Source organism: Yoonia sp. (genome assembly GCF_030731595.1).
Lineage (GTDB): Bacteria > Pseudomonadota > Alphaproteobacteria > Rhodobacterales > Rhodobacteraceae > Yoonia.
In genome coordinates this window covers 1-4213 of record NZ_JANQTS010000062.1, presented here as the reverse complement: position 1 = coordinate 4213, position 4213 = coordinate 1, and the positions used below count along the sequence as shown (strand labels likewise).

At 57.2% G+C, this 4213-nt stretch carries 6 protein-coding genes; all 6 read left to right on the top strand.

Features of this window, described 5'->3' with window-relative positions:
* Positions 1–297 (top strand): S1 RNA-binding domain-containing protein (locus tag NWQ23_RS06295; protein ID WP_306165409.1); only part of this gene is annotated, 297 nt, incomplete at its 5' end.
* Between the two features lie 126 nt (positions 298–423).
* Positions 424–1188, top strand: coding sequence for an NAD(P)H-dependent oxidoreductase (locus NWQ23_RS06290; RefSeq protein ID WP_306165408.1), 765 nt, complete (start codon positions 424–426; stop codon positions 1186–1188).
* A gap of 280 nt (positions 1189–1468) precedes the next feature.
* On the top strand, positions 1469–1756 hold the full coding sequence (gene ihfB / locus NWQ23_RS06285) for an integration host factor subunit beta (protein ID WP_306165407.1): 288 nt from the start codon (positions 1469–1471) through the stop codon (positions 1754–1756).
* Between the two features lie 60 nt (positions 1757–1816).
* A complete protein-coding gene (locus NWQ23_RS06280) occupies positions 1817–2173 on the top strand; it encodes a LapA family protein (protein WP_306165406.1) in 357 nt (118 codons plus the stop codon).
* Complete coding sequence (locus tag NWQ23_RS06275) at positions 2173–2820, top strand: phosphoribosylanthranilate isomerase (RefSeq protein ID WP_306165405.1); 648 nt, start codon at positions 2173–2175, stop codon at positions 2818–2820. Before NWQ23_RS06280 ends, NWQ23_RS06275 begins: the two co-directional genes overlap by 1 nt.
* A gap of 129 nt (positions 2821–2949) precedes the next feature.
* A complete protein-coding gene (trpB, locus tag NWQ23_RS06270) occupies positions 2950–4176 on the top strand; it encodes a tryptophan synthase subunit beta (RefSeq protein WP_306165404.1) in 1227 nt (408 codons plus the stop codon).
* Positions 4177–4213 lie beyond the last annotated feature (37 nt).

The window sequence follows — 4213 nt, the reverse complement described above, 5'->3', positions numbered from 1 at the left end:
GAAGTGACCAAGATCGAAGATGGCGGCATCGAAGTCGACTATGAAGGTGCGAAATCCTTTATCCGTCGTTCCGATCTGTCCCGTGACCGCGCCGAACAGCGCCCAGAGCGTTTCGGCGTTGGCGACAAGGTCGACGTGCGCGTCACAGCCATCGACAGCAAGACCCGCAAGCTGGGTCTGTCAATCAAGGCACGCGAAATCGCGGAAGAGAAAGAAGCAGTCGAGCAGTTCGGTTCGTCTGATTCCGGTGCGTCCTTGGGTGATATCCTCGGTGCAGCGTTGAAGCGCGACGAATAAGTCCGGTTCCGGATTGAAAATTTGCCCCGCCGGAAGAAATTCCGGCGGGGCTTTTTTATGGGCGGGGCTTGCCGCTTTTGAACAGATGCGGTGTTCTGACCGCAGTCCCTGACCCGAGGTTTCGCCATGTCAACCACGCTTATCGTTCTGGCCCATCCAGACAAACGATCCTTTAACGGTGCCTGGGCAGATGCGACAGAACGGGCCGCCATTGCACAGGGTGACACCGTTCTTTGGTCTGATCTATACGCGATGGGCTTTCACCCTGCCGAGGCAGCGGCCCGCTATCCCGACTGGGAAGATGCAACGCAGTTTGACCCGCTCAAGGCACAAGAGGACCGCGCGCAATCAGACCGTCTGCCTTTGGATGTCGCGGGCGAGATCGCAAAAATCAGGCAGGCGGATCGCGTGGTTTTCCATTTCCCCCTGTGGTGGTTTGCGCCGCCGGCGATCCTCAAGGGCTGGTTTGACAGAGCCTTTGCGCATGGCGCATTGCATAGCGTGGAACAGCGGTTCGATACCGGTCTTTGCCGGGGCAAGACCGCGTTGTTTTGCGTCACGACAGGGTCACGGGCCGAGGAAAGTGCTTTCAACGGCAAGGAAGGCGATGTGCAGATGCTGCTTTGGCCTGCGGCCTATACATTGCGCTATCTTGGGTTCACGGTGCTTGTGCCAAGAATTGTCCACGGCGTGCATGGCTTTCACAAGGGTGCGCGGCGCCAAGAGTTGGAGACACGCTTGCAGGATGTCCTGCAGGGCCAAGCGGATCTTTTGGCGTCCTGCGATACCCGTGCTTGTTTGCCATTCAACGCGGATGACGATTTTGATGCGCAGGGCCGGTTGTTGCCTGATCGGGCAAGCCACAGTCCTTTCATCAGGCAGAGGGAGTAGTCTTGCGCGCGGGCGCTCGTGCGCCAAGGTCGCATTTCCCGCCATGACCATCACGACAGGCCCGAATCGGGATGAAAGCATCGAATCGATCTTGTGCGACTGAATCGTGCGCCAAGCGCTAATCTTCATGAATCAAACGAATTCACCTTGGTGAAGGCGGCATTTTCAGCCAGTTCCGACCATTCATAGTATTTCACCACAGCTTCAAAATGCCTATAGTCAGTTGAAAAGCAGGGACAAACTGCGCTTAGTATCAGACTGCTGGTTGGGAGGCCAAATTATGATCCGTTCCGAACTGATCCAGAAACTCGCCGATGAGAACCCCCACCTTTACCAACGTGACGTCGAAAAGATTGTGAACACGATCTTTGAGCAAATCATCGAAGCCATGTCGCGGGGTGACCGGGTAGAGTTGCGCGGATTTGGTGCATTTTCGGTCAAGAAGCGGGATCAACGGATCGGGCGAAACCCGCGCACCGGTGAATCGGTGGAAGTCGATGAAAAGCACGTACCTTTCTTTAAGACCGGCAAGCTTTTGCGGGATCGCTTGAACGGCCACTCGGCATAGCACGTCTGTCGCGTGCGAAAACCGGTTCACCGCATCGGTGAACTGCGGTAAGGTGATGGCATGAAAACGATACGCTATGCATTCTGGGCCATCGTGGGCCTTTGTCTCATCCTGATTGGCTTGGCCAACCGTGATGTTGTGACGGTTCGGGCGATGCCCGAAGCTTTGGGTGATCTGTTGGGCCTTTCGCCAGATATTACCCTGCCGCTTTTTGTGGTCATCTTTATCAGCGTCGGTGCCGGTCTGATGATCGGCTTTCTGTGGGAATGGGTCCGCGAGCATCGCATCCGTGCAGAAGGGCGCGGCAAAGCCCGCGAGGTTGAAGCCTTGCGCCGGGAAGTGGCCCAACTGCGCGGTGCAGCACCCGGCGCAAAAGACCATGATGACGTTCTGGCGCTGCTTGAAAAAACAGGCTGATGGCCGCGTATCCACGGGTGAAGATTTGCGGGCTGCGTGATGTTGCCATGATGCAGGCTGCGGTCGATGCCGGGGCGTCCTATGTCGGTCTGGTCTTTTTTCCGAAATCCCCCCGCAATGTCACAATAGCACAAGCCGCAGAGGTCGCGCGTGCCGTGCCGGCGGGCATCGCAAAAGTTGCCTTGGTCGTTGATGCCGACGATGCATTGCTTGATGCCATCACCGATGTGGTGCCGCTGGATATCTTGCAACTGCACGGGCATGAAACGCCGCAACGCGTTGCCGCGATCCGCGCCCGCTATGGTCTGCCGGTGATGAAGGCCGTGGGGGTCGCGGATGCGTCTGACCTGGCGGCGCTGGATGATTATGCCAAGGTTGCAGATCAAATTCTGGTTGATGCAAAACCCCCCAAAGACGCAACTTTGCCCGGCGGCAACGGCTTGGCCTTCGACTGGCGTTTGATTGCAGGCCGTCGCTGGCCGGTTCCGTGGATGCTGGCCGGTGGGCTGACGCCACAGAATGTGGCCGAGGCGATTGCCCTGACAGGGGCCGCGCAGGTTGATGTCTCCTCTGGTGTGGAAACTGCACCGGGCGTGAAGGATGCTGAATTGATCGCTGCGTTTTGTGCGGCGGCATTGACGCACTAACCCGCCATCACCGTCTTGCCGCAAGCGCGGATATGAAGACCGCAACCATCCCTTTGTCGCCCGATGGCCGCTTTACCATTTCCCATCTTGGCGATAAGGCTGTCAGGCGCGAAAAACAGCAGGTGTCCTATGGCCAACGATCTATTCAACAGTTTCATGACCGGTCCCGATGAAAAGGGCCGCTTTGGTCAATTCGGCGGGCGTTTCGTCTCCGAGACATTGATGCCTTTGATCTTGGAACTGGAAGAGCAATACGAGTTCGCCAAAACAGATGAAACTTTCTGGGCCGAGATGCACGATCTGTGGACCCACTATGTCGGTCGCCCCAGTCCGCTGTATCACGCCGAACGGCTGACCCAGCATTTGGGTGGTGCCAAGATTTATATGAAGCGTGATGAGCTGAACCACACCGGCGCGCATAAGATCAACAATGTGCTGGGCCAGATCATCCTTGCCCGCCGTATGGGCAAGACCCGCATCATCGCGGAAACCGGTGCGGGCCAGCATGGTGTGGCGACGGCCACGGTCTGTGCCAAGTTCGGTCTCAAATGCGTGGTTTACATGGGTGCGCATGATGTTGAACGCCAAGCACCGAACGTGTTCCGGATGAAGCTTCTGGGCGCAGAGGTTGTGCCTGTAACCTCGGGCCGCGGTACGCTCAAAGACGCGATGAACGATGCGTTGCGTGATTGGGTGACCAACGTCCGCGATACCTTCTATTGCATTGGCACGGTGGCAGGCCCGCACCCCTATCCGGCGATGGTCCGTGATTTTCAGGCCATCATTGGACAAGAAACCAAAGAGCAGATGCAGGCCGCCGAAGGCCGTTTGCCCGACACCCTGATCGCCGCCATTGGTGGCGGTTCAAATGCGATGGGTCTGTTCTATCCGTTCCTGGACGATACTTCTGTGAATATCATCGGGGTCGAGGCGGGCGGCAAAGGCGTCAACGCCAAGATGGAACATTGCGCGTCGCTGACAGGCGGCCGCCCTGGCGTGTTGCATGGAAACCGGACCTATCTGTTGCAGGATGACGTAGGTCAGATCCTTGAAGGCTTCAGCATTTCAGCTGGCCTTGATTACCCTGGCATCGGGCCGGAGCATGCCTGGCTGCATGACATCGGGCGGGCGCAATACGTAGCGATCACCGATGTGGAGGCGCTTGAAGCCTTCCAACTCTGCTGTGCTCTGGAAGGAATCATCCCTGCGTTGGAGCCCTCGCATGCGCTTGCTCATGTCATGAAGATTGCCCCTGATCTGCCGAAGGATCATCTCTTGGTCATGAATATGTGCGGACGTGGCGACAAAGACATCTTTACCGTGGCCAAGCACCTCGGTTTTGACATGAAAGCCTGATATCCGCCCTAAACTTTAGTTTAGGAGCGTTGGTCGC